18 protein-coding genes and 2 pseudogenes are annotated in these 16,914 nt (G+C 37.9%); 9 read left to right on the forward strand and 11 right to left on the reverse strand.

Annotated features, from left to right (window positions below; translation table 11 throughout):
* Positions 1-149 precede the first annotated feature (149 nt).
* The 6 genes and pseudogenes from HXT55_RS03955 to HXT55_RS03980 all read right to left on the reverse strand — a co-directional run bounded on the left by HXT55_RS03955 (position 150) and on the right by HXT55_RS03980 (position 3,738).
* A complete protein-coding gene (locus HXT55_RS03955; protein WP_004123534.1) occupies positions 150-434 on the reverse strand; it encodes a hypothetical protein in 285 nt (94 codons plus the stop codon).
* A 91-nt stretch (positions 435-525) separates the two neighbouring features.
* A pseudogene (locus HXT55_RS03960) lies at positions 526-759 on the reverse strand (hypothetical protein); the annotation flags it as partial.
* Between the two features lie 24 nt (positions 760-783).
* Positions 784-1,770, reverse strand: a complete 987-nt coding sequence (locus tag HXT55_RS03965; RefSeq protein ID WP_421792529.1) for a helix-turn-helix domain-containing protein — start codon at positions 1,768-1,770, stop codon at positions 784-786.
* Between the two features lie 36 nt (positions 1,771-1,806).
* Positions 1,807-1,959 (reverse strand): hypothetical protein, encoded by a 153-nt coding sequence (locus HXT55_RS03970; RefSeq protein WP_174143060.1) that lies wholly within the window; start codon positions 1,957-1,959, stop codon positions 1,807-1,809.
* A gap of 184 nt (positions 1,960-2,143) precedes the next feature.
* Complete coding sequence (locus HXT55_RS03975; protein WP_421792531.1) at positions 2,144-3,352, reverse strand: ATP-binding protein; 1,209 nt, start codon at positions 3,350-3,352, stop codon at positions 2,144-2,146.
* A 185-nt stretch (positions 3,353-3,537) separates the two neighbouring features.
* Positions 3,538-3,738 (reverse strand): hypothetical protein, encoded by a 201-nt coding sequence (locus HXT55_RS03980; RefSeq protein WP_064623667.1) that lies wholly within the window; start codon positions 3,736-3,738, stop codon positions 3,538-3,540.
* 169 nt (positions 3,739-3,907) lie between these two features.
* Here HXT55_RS03980 and HXT55_RS03985 point away from each other — a divergent pair, with 169 nt between their 5' ends.
* Together HXT55_RS03985 and HXT55_RS03990 are read left to right on the forward strand one after the other, a co-directional pair.
* Positions 3,908-4,156 (forward strand): prevent-host-death protein, encoded by a 249-nt coding sequence (locus HXT55_RS03985; protein ID WP_004120533.1) that lies wholly within the window; start codon positions 3,908-3,910, stop codon positions 4,154-4,156.
* Positions 4,153-4,530 (forward strand): type II toxin-antitoxin system death-on-curing family toxin, encoded by a 378-nt coding sequence (locus HXT55_RS03990; RefSeq protein WP_004123519.1) that lies wholly within the window; start codon positions 4,153-4,155, stop codon positions 4,528-4,530. The genes HXT55_RS03985 and HXT55_RS03990 overlap by 4 nt, the downstream gene beginning before the upstream one ends.
* A 91-nt stretch (positions 4,531-4,621) precedes the next feature.
* On the opposite strand, the pseudogene HXT55_RS03995 reads toward HXT55_RS03990, so the two are convergent.
* From HXT55_RS03995 to abc-f, 3 genes and pseudogenes are all read right to left on the reverse strand, one after another.
* A pseudogene (locus HXT55_RS03995) lies at positions 4,622-4,990 on the reverse strand (hypothetical protein); the annotation flags it as partial.
* The gene (locus tag HXT55_RS04000) at positions 4,986-5,165 is read right to left on the reverse strand and encodes a hypothetical protein (protein WP_064623140.1); all 180 of its coding nucleotides are present in this window, start codon (positions 5,163-5,165) and stop codon (positions 4,986-4,988) included. The gene HXT55_RS04000 and the pseudogene HXT55_RS03995, both read right to left, overlap by 5 nt.
* Before the next feature lie 201 nt (positions 5,166-5,366).
* Positions 5,367-6,809, reverse strand: coding sequence for a ribosomal protection-like ABC-F family protein (abc-f, locus tag HXT55_RS04005; protein ID WP_421792534.1), 1,443 nt, complete (start codon positions 6,807-6,809; stop codon positions 5,367-5,369).
* 840 nt (positions 6,810-7,649) lie between these two features.
* On the opposite strand from abc-f, the gene HXT55_RS04010 reads away from it, so the two are divergent.
* The 6 genes from HXT55_RS04010 to HXT55_RS04035 are packed head-to-tail and all read left to right on the forward strand — an operon-like array spanning position 7,650 to position 14,627.
* On the forward strand, positions 7,650-8,363 hold the full coding sequence (locus tag HXT55_RS04010; RefSeq protein ID WP_016827934.1) for a TetR/AcrR family transcriptional regulator: 714 nt from the start codon (positions 7,650-7,652) through the stop codon (positions 8,361-8,363).
* Positions 8,360-10,105: an ABC transporter ATP-binding protein gene (locus HXT55_RS04015; protein ID WP_101887805.1), complete on the forward strand. Its 1,746-nt coding sequence runs from the start codon at positions 8,360-8,362 to the stop codon at positions 10,103-10,105. Before HXT55_RS04010 ends, HXT55_RS04015 begins: the two co-directional genes overlap by 4 nt.
* Complete coding sequence (locus HXT55_RS04020; protein WP_101887806.1) at positions 10,098-11,855, forward strand: ABC transporter ATP-binding protein; 1,758 nt, start codon at positions 10,098-10,100, stop codon at positions 11,853-11,855. The genes HXT55_RS04015 and HXT55_RS04020 overlap by 8 nt, the downstream gene beginning before the upstream one ends.
* A gap of 47 nt (positions 11,856-11,902) precedes the next feature.
* Positions 11,903-12,487, forward strand: coding sequence for an MptD family putative ECF transporter S component (locus tag HXT55_RS04025; RefSeq protein ID WP_004120520.1), 585 nt, complete (start codon positions 11,903-11,905; stop codon positions 12,485-12,487).
* On the forward strand, positions 12,487-13,221 hold the full coding sequence (locus tag HXT55_RS04030; protein WP_101887807.1) for an energy-coupling factor transporter transmembrane component T: 735 nt from the start codon (positions 12,487-12,489) through the stop codon (positions 13,219-13,221). The genes HXT55_RS04025 and HXT55_RS04030 overlap by 1 nt, the downstream gene beginning before the upstream one ends.
* Entirely contained in the window at positions 13,218-14,627 is a 1,410-nt protein-coding gene (locus HXT55_RS04035) for an ABC transporter ATP-binding protein (RefSeq protein ID WP_101887808.1), read from the forward strand. Before HXT55_RS04030 ends, HXT55_RS04035 begins: the two co-directional genes overlap by 4 nt.
* 408 nt (positions 14,628-15,035) lie before the next feature.
* Here HXT55_RS04035 and HXT55_RS04040 read toward each other — a convergent pair whose 3' ends face one another.
* Entirely contained in the window at positions 15,036-15,527 is a 492-nt protein-coding gene (locus tag HXT55_RS04040) for an NUDIX hydrolase (protein WP_004120512.1), read from the reverse strand.
* Between the two features lie 46 nt (positions 15,528-15,573).
* Positions 15,574-15,912 carry a hypothetical protein gene (locus tag HXT55_RS04045; protein WP_004573940.1) on the reverse strand — a complete coding sequence of 113 codons (339 nt, stop codon included), beginning with the start codon at positions 15,910-15,912 and terminating at the stop codon, positions 15,574-15,576.
* A 129-nt stretch (positions 15,913-16,041) separates the two neighbouring features.
* Here HXT55_RS04045 and HXT55_RS04050 point away from each other — a divergent pair, with 129 nt between their 5' ends.
* A complete protein-coding gene (locus HXT55_RS04050) occupies positions 16,042-16,845 on the forward strand; it encodes a sulfite exporter TauE/SafE family protein (RefSeq protein WP_421792796.1) in 804 nt (267 codons plus the stop codon).
* Positions 16,846-16,914 lie beyond the last annotated feature (69 nt).

The raw sequence follows: 16,914 nt of genomic DNA on the forward strand, positions 1-16,914 counted from the left end.
AAACTGCTTAAAATGCAGGATTTCTAAATTTACATCTTTTGTATCAACGCTATAGCTTCAACGTGAGATTGTTAGGCTATTTTCAGAAATTGGTCTAACCCTTTAGTTTTTCCTGTATTACTACGGTTATCACTGCTTTGCTTTTTCAGTTATTTCAATTCTCGATTAGGCAATTTTCCAGTTCTCAAAGCGACAGTAACAAACTCAACCTCTTGCAAGCACTTCTCGCAAAATTCATAACCTTCATTAAAGTTCACTCTTGACTTAAATGTGCTAGCAATGAATTCGCATGGTGAGGTGATCCTTTCAACTACACCGCACCGTTCGCACTCAGCATACACATTTCCATCCTTAATTGGAATAAACATGCCACGGTCTTTCTCATTTCCCATGACACTAACATCTTCGAAATCATCAAATTTTACATAGAGCATATACGGCTTCCTCCTTTATTGGTATGTCTATATACGCTCTAATTCCAACTTATATCAAGTTTTATTGCTTCTTTTTTGATCTATATGTCTGCTACTTCGCAATAGCTTTCCCATTTAAGCAATGCACAACGTAGTGAGCACATCCGTCTGTTTTGCGCCCAAGATTATTACAACTAAGATTGACCTTATTCTTATCAGAAACCTCGCTAATACCATTCTCACAAACTACTTCAAGACATGCATCCTTAGGTATTTCTCCTTCTAAAACACTCGTACCATTTAACGTATCCACCATGCAAGAAGCAACAACCTTAACATTATTCGCCACAAAATCGACGCTGAAAGTCACTTATTTCTTTCCGAGCATCCACGCTTTGAGCACTACTTCTATTACTCCGTAAGTCAATGCGGCCAACGGCCAAACAATCCAACTTCTTCCCCAATCGGACGTGATGAAACTGTAGACTAAATAAATGCAGACAATTATAAGCCAGTAAGCTTGGAGGAATAACCTAATCTTTGCAGGATAGACAATCTTTTTCTTCGGTTGCAGCAAACGGTAATAGGACGAGCGGACAATATTCGCCTGTACGAATAAATAAACGGCTGCTGCCACCAGGGCAATAGCGATAACTACAAAAAAGCCGGATGAAAGTTGATAAAATTTCGGCGCTATATCCGAAATTATAAGAAAAATAAAGGCAACCATACATAAAACGACACCGCTGACCGTCCGCAGCACATACGACGGCATGAACCGTTCCAAGCGTTCTTTGAGCACACTGTCAACTCCGTAAGCCGTTTCAAAGTCCTCTTTTTCCAAATATTGATAACGCTTTCCGTGGAAACTCTGAATAATAAAAATAGCTACAGCTACAGTAATAATCGCAACACTAAATGCTAAGCCCAAAGTTTTACCGACTTGCGCATTTACTGTGTGAGAAAGCAAAAGATCACTGCCGACCAACGGGATTGCCGCCAGAATACAAAGAAGAACGCCTAGAGCAACATAGGCGGCAAATGATATTCTGTGAGCAATATAAGCGGAGGCTTCTTCCAGCTCAATTACCCGCATGCGAACGCCGGCTTCTTCCTGGCAGGCATTTTCATCTGCGTTGACGTTCTTCCCCATAACATCAATTTCATCTTTTACCAGAAGATCTGTACTAACACCAAACAAACGGCTCAATGCAATTATCCGTTCCATATCCGGGATACTTTGTGCGCCTTCCCATTTGGAAACAGCTTGGCGACTGACGCCCAATTTGTCCGCCAATTCTTCCTGCGACCAACCGTTTTGTTTACGCAGTTCCAATATTTTATCTGCTAAAATCATAAAAACATCTCCATTTCAAACTAGAATTCATCATGATCATGGTGAAATTATAGCTGAAACAGCAGTTGCGTAGTAGCAAGTGCGGTTGGCAATTGCCGTTGAAAGCGCAATTTCTGCCGACAAATGAGCGCAACCGACCGCCAATTCGTTTTCTTTCATTTTCACACCGCGCTTTCCAATCATCTTCACTGATGCCGCCAAACATCGGAACAGAATTTCGCCAATCGTCGGAATGAAAACTCGCCAATCGTAGTACTAATATCCCGCCAATTCGCAAGGAAAACTATGAAACATCGCACTTACGCTTTCAAATTAAACCTTTTAATAATAGCCATCGCGAAACATAATCTACATGAGAGCAAAATCAAGCAGATTACGCATTCTCTTCCAGTAGAAAATCTGGTAAATATTTGTGTATAATCCCTTCTTGCGAAAAATTCATTGTATCCATCGACAAAACATATTTAGGATAATTATCCTTAACCAATCGATAAACACCAAATTCCCGGCTACGAGTCTCTTCGCTAGCCATCAAATAAGAGACTTGATAATACTCAGTTTCACCTTGTCTAGTAGCAATGAAATCGATTTCTTGATTATTAATACGACCAACTTGAACCTGAAAACCACGAGACAAAAGCTCAATATAGACAATATTTTCTAGAATACGTTCAATTGACGCAACGTTTGAGAAGCCTACTGCTTGTCTAAAACCATGATCTGTTATATAGTATTTTTCCTCAACCGTCAATAACTTTTTTCCAACACTGTCATAGCGTGGAACTTTTTTCAGAAGATACGCCGCTTGGAAAAAATTCAAGTAATTCAAAATGGTATCAACTGAAACTTTACGATTTTCGCTAACAAAATATTTACGTAAACTATTAGCCGAAAAACTTTGTCCAATATTATCTAAACAAAAAAGTAAAATGCGATTAAATACGTCAACATCTCGGATCGAATTGTATTCAAGTATATCCTTAACAACAACGGTATTATAAATGTCGTTTAAATATCTAAAACTCGGCTCCTCTTCCCCATTAAAATAATGAAGAGGAGGCATACCACCAATTTTGATATATAGCTGAAATAATTCCTGTATGCTTAAATTCAAACTTTGATACAAATTCACGAATTCACTAAAAGTAAAAGGAAGCACCTCAAAACTTACGTAACGCCCCGCAAGCAAGGTGGCAAGCTCTCCGGACAATAATTTTGAGTTAGAACCAGTCAAATAAATATCGCAATCATAATCAACTCTAAGCGCATTTATAACACGTTCCCAGTGAGAAACTAATTGAATTTCATCAAAGAAAAAATATATTTTACCTTCTATTTGTTGACTACGTTCTGTAATTAATTTCTGCAGATCAAAATCATTTTTCACAGATAAGTATTGAGCTGATTCTAAATTGATATAAATAATACGACTTTGAGGAACGTCTACAAGCAATTCAGATTGAATCATTTTTAACAAAGTGGACTTTCCCACTCGTCTCATACCTGTAATCACCTTCATAATAGGCTTGTCAATAAAAGGTTTGATCTTATTAAGATATTTTTTACGTAATATATATGACATATCCTCACACCTTTCGATTACAGCTTTGCTTACAATTTCGATTATAGTCGATAAATTTATTGTTTTTTATAGTTGTTTCTATTATAAACGAAACAAATTAAAAATTCACCTTTGAGATTGAAGCCGCAGTGTTCTAATAATGGGCGTAAATTTCAAGTTCAACTTTAAAATTACGCTCAAATTGGTTAACTTATCGTCTTATGCAGAAAATGCACGCAGCAAACAAAATAGCCAATCAGTGCTCGTTTAATGCTTCCAACAATATCCATCATAAACGAAGCAATCACCTGCAAATCTTCACCCTCATAATATTCAACAAGCAACTTCTTAAACTCAGGAACTTTATTTTCTGGAATAACCAACAAGCCTTTACCGTGAGAAATCAAATAATGTAGGGAACTTTTTTACAATTATTACACCGATTTGTTCCCCAAAACATAAACAACTAAATCACATATAGACTATATGTCATTTATAAAATAACTCTCAAAATACTTAGGATTTATTTATCCTAAAATATATGCTATAATTCTCCTAAAAATGGAGGTTCTTGATATGAATGTAAATACAGACACGCTTGTTTCTATTTCTGAAGCAAATCAAAACTTTTCCAAAGTTGCGCGACTTGTTGACACATACGGATCAGCTGTTATTTTGAAAAACAACGCTCCTCGCTACGTAATTTTAGAATTCCCAAAAGCCAAAACTGAAAAAGTTACTGTTCCAACAAACGATGAAGTTATGGCTTTATCCAACATGTTCATAAAAAAGAACAAAAAAGTCTATGAGGAACTTGCCAAATGAAGTATTTAACACGAGAACAAGTTATTAAACTTCACCAAGCTCTGATTGAAACAAGCGGTGGTTCTTCAGGTATACGAGATGAAGGAATGCTTGATTCTGCATTAAAGACCCCACTGCAAACATTTGACGAGAATGAACTTTTCCCATCTGTCTTAGATAAGGCAGCACGTCTAGCTTTTGGTCTTATAAAAAACCACCCTTTTATAGACGGAAACAAGCGTATCGGCACACATGTAATGCTAATCTTTCTAGCACTCAACAACATTATGTTGTCTTATAAAGATGAAGAACTGATCGATATTATTCTCAAAGTTGCATCAGGCAAAGCAAATGAAAATGACCTTTACACCTGGATTAAAAACCACCAAGCCTAATACTCCAACATTTAAAAGCATTTTTTAGAATATGCCAAACACTATTTCGTGCGATTGATCAAAGTAGCGGACATAAAACACCACAACAGTATTACTTAACTACAGCTTTTCCATTAAGGCAGTGCACCATGTAATGCGCAAACCCATCGTTTTTACAATTTACCTTCTTCTTATCAGAAACCTCGCTAATACCATTCTCACAATCTACTTCAAGGCTTGCATCCTTGGTGATTGTTCCTTCTAAAATACTCATGCCATTTAACGTATCAAGTGTACAAACATGAGTTACTTCTACGTTTGTTGCTGAAGCCGACCCATTACAACATTTAAGAAAGACATCATCCGCTTTCAAATTAACAACTTCTACCTTGCCATTGTTCACTTCTACATAAAGCTTACCAATCTCAATATCTGTGATGAGCACTTGATTAGAATCAGATTCAACCTCACAAAATTCAATCAGTCTTTCGAAGGACAGTCTTAAGCGAGATCACTGTGACACCAATAGCAAAAGAGGTAAAACCAACTCTAATAGCAAGTGTGCCACCCCATATTAAGGCAAGCAGCATCGCGATTAAGGCAACCGTCAAGCCGAATGTCGCTACTTCACGGCAAAAACGAACGAGCTTATCCATTATCCTTAAACACCTCCTCGTACACATACTAATATTCAGGTTTCATTTTACCTTTTGAGCTATATTTCTTCAATGCGTTCTATTACACCATCCCAATCACCAGGATAATTGCAATTGACATCTATGTATTTCTGGGCACTAAACTTCTCATTTGTTCAATGCCAGCGAATAACAGCAAATATTCTCATTATGATAATTAGTTTAAACCTCATTTTCCTCATTATATTGCTGCAAATTACCTTCAAAACCAGTAATCTTTTCATTCTCGATAAGTAACAAAGAATCCGCTACATTATTGATAAAGGACACATCATGCGTCACGAAAAGCAAGGGTCTGTCGTAGCCTTGAAGCAGCTCTTCTAAGGCTTCTATGGCACGAATATCTAAAAAGTTAGTTGGCTCATCCATCAGCAAATAATTAAAGTTACCTGTTAGAAGCTTCGCCAATTTCACCTTGGCTTTTTCACTATCACTAAGCACATTCACTTGCTTGAACACATCATTTGTTTTGAAACCTAGACGAGCCAAGATGATTCTCGTCATTGACTGGTCATAGATTGAATAAGGTAATACGTTGCCTAGAATCGTTTTTGTATAGTCGAGTGTTTCTCCTAGCTGACTATAGTAACCAATTCGTAAATTCGGATGTGTCCACGTTTCACCGTTAAGAATCATGTTGAGCAAAGTGGTTTTCCCTGAACCGTTGTCACCTAATAAGGCAACTTTATTTGTATTGTCTATCGCAAAATTGACATTCTTAAAAATCACCTTGCTATCAAAGCTCTTATTGAGATTTTCTGCCCTGATGAGTACCTTGGAATGAATTTTTTCTCGCTCGTCCATATTGAGCTTGATGGCTGCATTTTGATATGGCTTACTCTTCACCTCTAGTTGATTTACTCTTTCTAAAGTGGCTTTTACCTGTTTGTCGAGCTTCTTCTTATTTTGTTGCCCACCCATTTTATGCAGCCTAGCTTCTGAGTTACCCATCCTTTTGGGTGTGGTTTTTACTTTTGCTGACTGCTGTTTTATTGCATTTGCAACCTGTAAAAGACGCTTCTTTTCTTTTACATAACTCTCATATTCCCTCTCAGCACACTTATACCTCTTTTCTCTTTCGCATAGGTAAAACGAATAATCACCGCTATAAACCTCAATTTTCCCATTGACCAATTCGAAAATTTTCGTACAGGTTTGATTAATAAAATCTCGATCATGGGAGACAAGAATAAAACCCTTATTGCGAGAATAGAGCCGTTTAGCTAATAGCTTTCTTTGCTTAATGTCTAAATGTGATGTAGGCTCGTCAATAAGCAAAAATGCTTTATTATCAACTAAAAGGTGCTCCAGTTTCAATCTTTGCTGCTCGCCTGGACTACTACTACAATTCTGCTGAAAACGACGCTGATACATAAAACCGAGTTCATCTTCTAAATTGTTGAGCAAATAACTAATCTCGTCGTCCATTTGAACTCGCCCCGCATAGTCAGTATCAAGACTTGAAAGTATGCGTAAAAAGGTGGTTTTGCCTGTGCCGTTATCACCAATTAAACCAACCTTGTCACAAGCACCAATAGATAGATGATCAATCGCAAATAAAGTTCTTGCACCTATAACTTTTGTTAAATTATCAATACGTATCATAAATCCTCCTTGAAAATACCGAGAGGATTTAACCTCTCTACATTAGTTAGAACAGGATTTATTAATTACCATCTTTTGATACCTCCGAAAATAATTGCCACTATTATACCATGTACTCATATATAACTTAGTACTTCAAGCAACTTAACTATCGTCTTACTTATTTCACAAAGCTGGGTGCAAAGTGGCGAATCGACTTGCATGAGCGATTAAATATAATTCGCGAATGCACTTCGATTCGCTGAGCTTGCTCAAAGTTGAAAGCACAGTGTGCTTTCAACGCAAGCGAAGTACGTTAACATCCTGTGCACTCGACCCTACACCGTCGATATGTTTCCTCAAACAGCCAAACTGCGCTCAAAAACCGCGAGAACCCAGCTTAAAGCCGCTTCGCATTAAACCTTTTAACGATAGACCCCGCAAACCCCTGCTACACAAGGGCAAAAATGCACCCACCTAATCAGCCCTTGACATCAATACGACACTCCCCATGTAGCCCAAAAATACACGAACGATTGAACTTTTTTGTACTGTGGTACATATATGCAAACTATAAATACGGTATGCGTTTATGGATTTGCTGAACTATCGCCTAGTTTCTTATGAATTTTATTAGCACAAGCAGGCACTCTTCTAACCAGCATCGACAAATAGTGTTTACTTTCAAGCAAGAGCTTGACAGTAAACACTATCTAACTTATACTGTATGTATCGACGCATCCGTCGATAGGATGACGACCCCTTAGATGTAGCCAAGGCGCGAAGACTTTTTACGCGTTGACTCATGACAACTATTTGGCGCGTTAACCCTTTACCAGCTTGTGGTGTGAGGTGAATTGCATGGCTCGTAATAAGCGGCTTAGTTTTAATGAACGCAAGCAAGCAATAAAGCATGCTGCTATACGTATTTTTGTCAAACAAGGCTTTGAGAACACAACCATGGAAGACCTGGTAAAAGAAACAGGCTTATCAAAGGGTGGGTTTTATCACTACTACAAGAATACAACCGACATACTCCACGACATCATGCTCGACGGCATCGCATACCGCAACACCATCATGATGAAATCTATAGAGGATGGCAAGCAATGGAGCATTGATCTTCTTGCTGATGAAATGGCCAGAAAAGCAGTTGATAGCAATGCGCTTATGCCCGTCTACGTGGAACTTTTGTTGGCTAAGAAGAGAAACCCCCAGCTTGAACAGGTATATAGACAGCTTGAACACACTGCTTTTGATACGTTTAGGGCACATAACATCGATGCAGAAACGCTTTCTGTTAAGCCTTCGAATTTTGAACTTATGGCGTTTTTTGTAAACGCGATCATTCTTTCTGCGCATGTGCTCAACGAACACAAACTTGTACAAGATAATCAGGCGCTTATTAAGCAGCTGCTCTTGAATATTTTGAAACAGGACACCGCTCAATCCAGTCACGAGGGCAACAGCCGCGGCGCTACTCGCTCCAGCGACGAGGGAAACAATCAGTTAGGCAGCATACAAGAGTCTGTTCAAGCATCTTCAACTTCTTTACCAGCAAAGGAGCTCTCATGAACACATACCGCAAACTGTTTGCCTATATTCCACAGTTTAAGGGTTTAGCTATTGGAGCAGTACTCGTTTCAGCTTTGTCAGCTCTACTAACTACTTGCGGATATTATGCGATACATTGTTTTTTGCATGCGCTTATTATTGACGAAAACTTGCCTGTCGCTCAAAATTTTGCATTCGTCATTGCACTGCTTTTACTTACCGGCAGTTTATGTCTTGGCGCGTCGGGTCTTATGGCTCATTACGTGGGATTCAATTTAGAAAATGTTTTGCGCAAACGCGGTGTTGAAGGCTTAAATCGTGCAAGTTTTACATTCTTTGACACACATTCATCTGGAACTATTCGCAAAACTATTGACGACAATGCAGCGCTCACTCACACGATTGTCGCACACATGATTCCTGACGCTACGCGCGCAATCCTTATGCCATTTTTCATAATTGCATTCAGCTTTTGCATAAGCTGGCGCGTAGGTTTATGCATTCTAATACTTACTATTGTCGGTAGCGCTATTATGGCTAGCATGATGGGCGGCAAGCAATTCATGAAAATGTACCAAGACGCACTCGATAATCTATCTGCCGAAACAGTCGAATATATTCGTGGCATTTCTGTTATCAAAATCTTTGGCGTTTCAGTAAGTTCCATGAAAAAGCTATCCAAACTTATTCACAATTATTCAACATATGCTTACCAATATTCAAAGCATTGCAAAGCAGGATACGTTGTGTATGAATGCCTTTTCTTTGGTATTATTGCAATACTTACACTGCCGCTGGTATTTTTTATTGACGATTTGGGCAGTCCCAAACGTTTGGCTCTCGATTTAATTATGACGTTTTTCGTATCGGGATTAATGTTTGCAGCATTTATGCGCGTTATGTACATTGGCATGTACTCGTTCCAGGGTAATCATGCGGTTGATTCGCTTGAGAAGCTTTATGCGCAAATGTCGAAAGAAGAAATACATTTTGGCAATGAAGATCATTTTGCAAATCACAACATTGAGTTTCGTAACGTTTCGTTCTCGTATGACAAAAAAGAAGTTTTGAAAAATCTGTCCTTCAATTTAGCAGAAAATAAGATATATGCTCTAGTAGGAAAATCTGGATCAGGTAAATCTACAATTGCTAAACTGATGTGCGCATATTACAACATAAGTTCTGGAGAAATTTTAATTGGCAATAAACCTCTTAACACATATTCTCAAGAAGCGCTCATGCAAGAAATTTCCTTTGTTTTTCAAGATTCTAAGTTGTTTAGTGACACACTATATAACAATGTTAGCTGCGTAAAACATGACGCAAGCCACGAGGAAGTAATGTCTGCGATTTCTGCAGCAGGACTTGATTCGGTATTAGATAAATTAGATAAGCGAGAAAATACCATAATTGGAACAAAAGGCGTGTATCTTTCAGGTGGAGAAACTCAACGCGTTGCGATTGCTCGTGCCATTTTAAAAAATTCTCCCATCGTAATTATGGACGAAGCGTCTGCTTCTATTGACGCAGACAACGAGCATGAGTTACAAAAAGCATTTAAACGTTTAATGCGTGGTAAAACGGTCATTATGATTGCACATCGTCTGACGTCCATTACGGGTGTGGATGAGATTTTGCTTGTTGACCACGGACACATTGTTGAGCGCGGTTCACATGCTCAGCTTATGGCGCAAAATGGCCAATATACACATTTGTACACAATTTACACCCAAGCTAATGAGTGGAGGGTTGTTAATGATTAAGTTTTTAAAAAATACGTTTGCTCTTACCGATCAAGGTGTACGAGGCGCTTTTAAATCGGGTGTACTTAGTTTTTTGGTATTTGTTATCAATATGGTTCCTTCAATGCTGCTGCTATTGTTGGTAGATCATCTGTTACTACGCCATGTACATAGTACAGCCATCTATCTTGTGTGTTCTATTGTGACCTTGGTGGTAATGGCAGTGCTATTGAGTTTTGAATACGAAGCACAATATAACGAAACATATAAAGAAGCAGCTCATTTGCGTCTTAATATTGCAGAGAAACTTTCGCGACTAGAAATGTCTTACTTCGCAAAACACGATCTTACCGATCTCTCTCAAAGTATTATGGCAGACGTAGCGTCACTTGAGCATGCAGAAAGTCACGCAGTTCCGAAACTGCTCGCGTTTTGTTTATTCTTACCATTTCTTTCTGTATTAATGTTCATAGGGAACTGGAAAATGGCGATTTGTGCCGTTGGCCCTACGCTTCTTTCGTTTTTGCTGATTGTAGTATCAAAGCGCTATGTACGTGCGCAGCACAACAAACATTACCTGCGATTACGCGAAAATTCTCAAGCGTTTCAAGATCGTATTGAGCTGTCCAAGGAAATTGCGGCGTTTAATCTTGCAGAACGTATAAAAACAAAGCTTTATGCCAAGCTTGATGACACGCTCCGCGTCCAGTGGGAAAGCGAACGCAACGCTGGGTTCTTGCTGATATTTGCCGATATTTTCTCGCATTTTTCGTTGGCATTCACGATTATCGGTGGCATTTTTCTTATGCAAACTGGCGAAATTTCTGTGCTATATCTGCTAGGCTACGTTCTTGCTGCCATGAAGCTCAAAGAATTTGTGGACTCGAATATGGAATTCCTTATGGAAGTTTTCTATATCAATTCGGCTGTGAAGCGTATTCGTGAAATTCGCGACGCAAAGGTATTAGATGTGCAGCCGGAAGCTGCTACAGACGTACACACTACAGATAAACGCGCTACTCAATTTGCTAATTTTGATATAGAGATAAACAAGCTCAGCTTTTCTTACGATGACGCTACTCCTGTGCTAAACGACGTAAGTTTTACTGTGCCGCATGGAACAGTTTGCGCACTTGTTGGGCAGTCAGGCTGCGGAAAAACAACTCTGCTTCGACTTATAGCGCGTCTGTACGATTTTAATTCTGGTAGCATTCGTATTGACGGCGTAGATATACGGAAAGTTTCTACTGAAAACCTGTACCGAAATATATCTATCGTTTTTCAAGATGTTACTCTCTTCAACACAAGCATTTTGGAAAATATTCGTATAGGTCGAGAAGATGCTACAGACGAAGAAGTGAAACATGCAGCTCAGCTTGCGCATTGCGACTTTATTGACGCACTCCCAGATGGGATCAACACCATTATCGGCGAAAACGGTCAGCAGCTTTCTGGAGGCGAGCGTCAGCGTATATCAATAGCGCGCGCATTTTTGAAAAACTCACCAATTCTTATTCTTGATGAAATTGCTTCAAGTTTAGACGTTGACAACGAGATTAAAATTCAACAGTCACTTACCGAATTGGTAAAAAATAAGACTGTGATTATTATTTCTCACCGCATGAAGTCAATTGAAAATGTTGATCGAATAGTTGTGTTAAAAGATGGTCACGTTGAAGCATGCGGTACACATGCCGAGCTTATCCAGATAAGCCCTACTTATCAAAATCTTATTGATAAAACGTGTGCAGCAGAGGAGTTTTCGTATTAGTTTGAGCGCGTGTAGAACGCGCATGATAGAAAAAGGAGGAATTTGTTATGGAACGCGCAACTAAATTAAGTGGTCATGACCTGATAAACATTGGTATATTTGGAGCCATTTATTTTGTTATTGTATGTGTAATATCAATGCTTGGGATAGTACCCGTCTTTTTGCCGCTCCTTGCGGTATTAATGCCAATTATAGGCGGTATTCCTTTTATGCTCTTTTTGACCAAAGTTAAAAAGCCAGGAATGATTTTTATCATGGCAATCATGATGGGTCTATTGATGGTGCTCACAGGCATGGGAATGTGGTCGTTGTTAACAAGTGCGATTGCTGGTTTGATTGCAGAAATTGTGTTCAAAAGTGGCAACTATGCCAGTGCTAAAAAAGCTGTTTTGACATATGGATTTTTTAGCCTGTGGATGTATGGCAACTATATGTCACTGTTTCTTGATCGCGAACAATATTTTGCACAACGTGCAAGCTTTGGTAAAGCTTATGCCGAGGCTGTTGCTCAGCTCCTACCAAATTGGATGGCGTTCGTTCTGCTAATTGTATGCTTTATCTGCGGTATTTTAGGCGGACTGTTTGGTCAAAAAGTTTTGAAAAAACATTTTGAAAAAGCTGGTCTTGTTTAATGGCATATTCATCTCTAGCAGCGCAAAAGAACAAACGCAGTTTTCTAGATCCACGCGTAAAAATCGTCCTTGTTTTGCTATTAGCAATATTCGTAATGGGCGGCGTGTGTGGCGCACGCATGAAAGATATAAGTTTTGTATTATCTATCATTCCTTTTGTGCTGCTTTTGATAGAACAACAATGGAAAAAATTTTGGCATGCAAGTATCATGCTCATAATAGGTTATGGCTGTCTTTTGGTGATACCATATTTGCCTAGTATGATAAAACCTATCGCTTTAATGTGCGGATATATTCTTACGCGCTTTGTAGCAACAGTTGCAATGGGCAATTATGTTATAGCTACAACTTCGGTGAGTGAATTTATTGCAGCAATGGAAAAAATACATATGCCACGAGCCATTATTGTGCCAATGTCAGTTATGTTTAGAATGTTTCCAACGATTGCAACAGAATGGAAATCAATTTGTCGCGCTATGAATATGCGTGAAATTCATATAGGAGCAGTTGGTATTGGAAAAATATTAGAGTACCAATTAATTCCTATGATTAGTTCGGGTGTACGTATTGGCGAAGAACTATCGGCAGCAGCGTTAATTCGAGGATTAGGCTACCCTATCAAGCGAACTAATATTTGCCAAATTGGTTTTCGAATACAAGATTGGTTTTTATTACTCATTTCTTTGTCGGTCATATGTTTTTGGTTGTTGTGTAGCTTAGGAGTAAGCGTATGATCGAATTTAGGCATGTTTATTTCCATTATGGAACTGAAGATGACCATCATACAAGTGAATTAAATGATATTAACTTGCGCATAGAAGATGGCGAATTAATTTTGATAACCGGACCTTCGGGTTGTGGCAAAACAACGCTGTTACGTCTTATAAATGGTTTAATTCCACGCTTCTATCAAGGAAATGTAAAAGGCGATATACTATTAAACGGTCGATCTTTTAAAAATAATGAATTATATGATTTAGCACATGTTGTAGGCACGGTTTTTCAAAATCCTAAGTCACAATTTTATAATGTTGATACAACGAGTGAACTAGCGTTTGCGTGTGAAAATCAAGGACTACCAAAATCTGATATTTATCAGCGTATTGATACAACAGTTGCTGATTTGCACATGGAAAATTTGATGGATCGCAATATTTTTCATCTATCTGATGGCGAAAAGCAAAAAATAGCTTGTGCGTCAATTGAAGTAGCAGGATTAAACATAATTTTGTTAGATGAACCTTCAGCAAATTTAGATTACGACTCAACGTTGATGCTTAAAAAGTTGATTTTGCATTGGAAAAAACAAGGAAGAACAATTGTTGTAGCTGAGCATCGAATAGCTTATCTTTGGGATATTATGGATCGCCTAGTGGTTATGCAACAAGGTGAGATCGTTAAAGATATTAAATCCGAACAAAAAGATGCTCTTAACGACATAGATGCGCAAAAAATGGGACTGAGAACACGACTTATGGTATCACCCATACAAATTAATAAAATGCCATCTGTCACACAAGACGATCAGATAATCGCATTAAAAAATTTCAACTTTGCGTATCATGGCGTAAAGAAGAAAATAGTCAATATTAAATCGCTTGCTATTGCGCGTAATCAAATTACAGCAATTGTAGGAAAAAATGGAGCTGGCAAAACCAGTTTTCTCAATTGTTTTTGCGGTTTAGAAAAAAACTGCAAAGGTATTTTTAAATACGAGGATCGCGTTTTAAGTAATCGAGCACGTAAAAAATTATGTTTTATGGTGATGCAAAATACAGGCAACCAGCTGTTTACAGAAAGCGTTTTAGATGAAGTTTTAATTAGTTTGCCTAAGCGCAGCAAAAATAAGAACGATGTTGCGATGAATATATTACGACAATTTGATTTGGACTTTTTGGCACACCGTCATCCGCAGAGTCTATCGGGTGGGCAAAAACAGCGATTAGCAATTGCATGCGCGCTGGCAACAGGTAGAGAAATTCTAGCGTTAGACGAGCCGACGAGCGGATTAGACTATGCGCATATGCAAGAACTAGCACAGCTACTATCAAAACTTAAGTCAATGAATACAACAATTGTTGTAGTAACTCACGATAGTGAACTCATACATGCATGTTGCACAAGATTGATTCATATGTAAAGTTAGCTCTCGAAATGCATAGAATTTATTTATCTTGAACCACATACTATGACCTCCCCAAAAGGGAGTATGAATAAATATAAACGCAAATGAACTCGTTTCTTTTCCGAAGCAAATCAAAATTGTTCTAAAGTTGCGCGCCTTGTTGACACATACGATTCAACTATTATTTCATCATACTGTGCATGAATCGTGCTTAATTAACATTTCCGACTTCACAGCCTGGGTGCAAAGTGGCGAATCGACTTGCATGAGCGATTAAAACATAATTCGCGAATGCACTTCGATTCGCTGAGCTTGCTCAAAGTTGAAAGCACACTGTGCTTTCAACACAAGCGAAGCACGTTAACATCATGTGCACTCAACCCCAGAGCGTTGATATCTTCCCTCAAACAGCCAAACTTGAATTTATATATCTACTGTTTTAATAAGTTTGATTGCCCTTGATGATACTAACTCGTCTTGGCTCATTTCCAAAAGGCTCTTTTCATCTACCCACTTATAATTAACCGTTTCTCCTTTTTGAAGAGCAATTGCATTTTTCTTACAATCGGTTACGCATAGATATTCAACATAAAGAGAGTGGTAAACATCCTGCACAAATCTTCCGATCTCCATAATTTTTGAAGCTTCAATACCTGTTTCTTCTTTTAATTCTCTTACTGCACATTCTAATGGTGTTTCATATTGCAATGCAGAACCACCTGCTGTCAACTCCCACATTCCACCGAATTTCTTTTCAAAATCTCTTTGCATAATAAGGTAAGTCCCATCTATATGTTTAACAATTACTTCGCCCACCAAATGATACATGCCGTCAGGAATTGGTTCTCCTCTCACTAATGTAATATTCTTTAATTTATTAAATTCTTTATCATACGCATCCCAAATCTCAGCCATAAAACCCTCCATAAGGCCTGATTGTCAATTTCATTAAATATGAATTTTATCTTTCTCCAGTGGATACAAAGCCATTGTTCACTTCTACATAAAGCTTACCAATCTCAATATCCGTGATGAGCACTTGATTAGAATCAGATTCAACCTCACAAACTTCCACATCATGTGGCAAACTCACAACAATTTCAGGCATACCCTGAGTAAACCACCTCAGCCAATTCGAAGCTGAAACTTTTTTAGTTTGAATAAGCCTTATAACATTTTGCGCTTCCTCAACCCTCAATATATCTTGTTCACAGTTAACAAAGCTCACACCAAAGGTATCAGCACGTTTCACCGTTAAACGAACATCTTTCGTCTCTGCGATAAACTTCTTATTATCCATTACTTACGTTAATTAGATAAATAAATACATAAATTACAATTGAACTAGTATAGAAACATTCTATTTTTCATATAACATAGTAAAAGTAGTGAATAAAGTACGAGGAGGTATTTTGTGAAGAAAAGATATATGTTGAGAAATATTTTTAAAACCAAATATAATTTCCATAATATTGTTTTAATCGTTTTCATTGGACTATTAGCAGGTTTCTTATCAGGATTGTTCGGTGTAGGTGGAGGAATGGTGATAGTTCCTGCATTAACTGTTTTTATGAAATTTGATCAGCGTCATGCTACTGCTACTTCTCTTGTTGCCATAATTATAACGTCGCTTTGTGGAAGCATTGTTTACGGTTTAAACGGCAAAGTGTCATTTTTATCAGCATTTTTTCTAATAATAGGTTCAGTTTTCGGATCACAAATTGGGGTATATTTTTCACATATTTTGCCTAAAAAAATATTTCCTTGGTGTTTTACACTTTTTGTATTACTAGTTATATGTTCTAGTCAAGTTTGGATTCCGTTAAGAAATGTAGATTTTAATGTTAGTTTTTTAAAAGCTATATGTCTTATATTTATAGGCGTTTTTTCTGGTATTTTTTCAGGTATTTTAGGCGTTGGTGGCGGAGGAATTATAGTGCCATGCGTGCAACTTTTGCTCGGCATGGGAGACCTTATGGCAAGAGGAACTGCTTTGCTTGTCACGCTTCCTACAGCTATAAGTGGTAGTATTGCTAATGCTCGTTACCATTATACTCATTTTACTGAAGGAATTATTATCGGTATTTTTGCGACATTTACTGTAAACTTAGGCGCAATAACTGCGCGCAGTATTTCACCTTTTATATGCAATATATTGTTTTGTATTTTTTTGTTCAGTGCATGCTTACGAATGATATTAAAAACAGGTATTTTAGCTAAGAATAAGCGTTAAATATGTAAAGTCTTTGACTTTTATTTATTTAAAAAAATAGTTTTGAATATAAAAAGTGGGGCTTAGATT

The organism is Gardnerella sp. KA00718 (assembly GCF_049244285.1).
In the GTDB taxonomy this organism is placed as follows: Bacteria; Actinomycetota; Actinomycetes; order Actinomycetales; family Bifidobacteriaceae; genus Bifidobacterium; species Bifidobacterium vaginale.